Here is a 1,604-nt window from a genome sequence, read left to right as displayed (position 1 = left end):
CCGGACCTCGTCGGCTCGGCGATCGCCTCTGCGCCCGCCGAGTTCACGATCACCCCCCGGTCGGCCGAGCGCACGGTGACCGTCGGTGGCCGCAGCGTCGTGATGGTCGGCGTCGGCGGCCCGCCCCACACGATGGACCTCGACCGGGGGAGGCGCACCGGCAACCTCGAGGACTTCGAGCACTTCGTGCGGCTCACCCAGCACTACGACGTCATCCACACCAACAACCCCGCCGTCGAACCGCAGGACATCCCGGTACCGGTCCGCCACCTCGAGGTCACCAAGGCCCAGTTGCTGCTGACGGACAAGGTGCCGTTCGTCTTCGCCCGCGGCCGCGGCCAGGTCACCGACTGCATGGAGATGGCCCGCATCGCCCACGGCATGACCTGGGACGAGTTCACGGCGGCCCCCCACGTGCACACCGTGATCAACACGAACTCGCCTCGCCAGATCGACGTCCCGATGTGCCTCGGGCTCATCCAGTTCGCCGAGCTCAACCAGGTCTGCGTCGTCACGCCGTTCACGCTGTCCGGCGCCATGGCTCCAGTGACGCTGGCGGGAGCGCTCACCCTCCAGCACGCCGAGGCGATGGCGGCGATCACGCTCACCCAACTCGTGCGTCCCGGCGCCCCCGTCGTGTACGGGGCATTCACCTCGAACGTCGACATGCGATCCGGGGCACCCGCCTTCGGGACCCCGGAGGCGGTCAAGGCGGCGCTGGCGAGCGGCCAGCTCGCCCGTTTCCTCGGGCTCCCGTGGCGGTCGTCGGGCGTCAACACGTCGAACGCCCCGGACGCCCAGGCCGGCTACGAGACGATGACGAACATGATGGGAGCCGTCCTCGGGGGCGCCAACGTCGTCATCCACGCCGCCGGCTGGCTCGAGTCCGGGCTGTCGGCATCGCTCGAGAAGATGGTCCTCGACGTCGAGATGCTCCAGATCATCGCCGAGGTGTTCCAGCCCGTGGCGGCCGGCGAGGAGGACATTGCCCTCGAGGCAATCCTCGGCGTGCCGCCGGGCGGGCATTTCTTCGGGGCGGACCACACCATGGCCCGATACGACACGGCGTTCTACGAGCCGATCGTTTTCTCGAGGCAGAACTTCGGGCAGTGGACGGAGGCCGGGTCCCTCGACGCAGCGCAGCGTGCCAACGCCGTCTGGAAGCGCGTCGTCGCCGACTTCGAGGCGCCCCCGATCGACACGGCCCTTCGAGACGAGCTCGAGGAGTTCGTGGCCAGGCGGGCCGCCGAGGGAGGCGCCCCGCCGGAGTCTTAGCCGCCGCTCCGGCGGAGGCACCGTAACCTCCCTGGCGTGCCGCACGACCAGGACCACGAGACGCTGCGCCGCAGCATGCGGGCCTTCGAGGAGGTCGTCGACGAGGTGCTCGACGCCCTGCCGGCATGGGTGGTCGAGAGCATCGACAACCTGACCGTCGTCGTCGCCGAATGGCCGACCGCCGACCAGGACCCGGAGGGCGAAGGCCTCCTCGGGCTCTACGAAGGCGTCTCGCTGCTCGAGCGCGGCAACGACTACTTCGGGGCTTCACCGGACACGATCACCGTCTTCCGTCAGCCGCACCTGGCGCGCACCGGCAGCGGCCGCGA

At 70.1% G+C, this 1,604-nt stretch carries 2 protein-coding genes; both read left to right on the top strand.

What is annotated here, in order from left to right; all coding sequences use genetic code 11:
- Positions 1 to 1,275 (top strand): trimethylamine methyltransferase family protein (locus tag VGC47_14270; GenBank protein ID HEX9856473.1); only part of this gene is annotated, 1,275 nt, incomplete at its 5' end.
- Positions 1,276 to 1,311: 36 nt separating this feature from the next.
- Positions 1,312 to 1,604 (top strand): metallopeptidase family protein (locus VGC47_14265; protein ID HEX9856472.1); only part of this gene is annotated, 293 nt, incomplete at its 3' end.

It is taken from the genome of Acidimicrobiia bacterium (assembly GCA_036396535.1).
Taxonomy (GTDB): domain Bacteria; phylum Actinomycetota; class Acidimicrobiia; order Spongiisociales; family UBA5794; genus DASWKR01.
The sequence above is the reverse complement of the archived record's forward strand: the minus strand, read 5'-3'. Positions and strand labels throughout refer to the sequence as shown.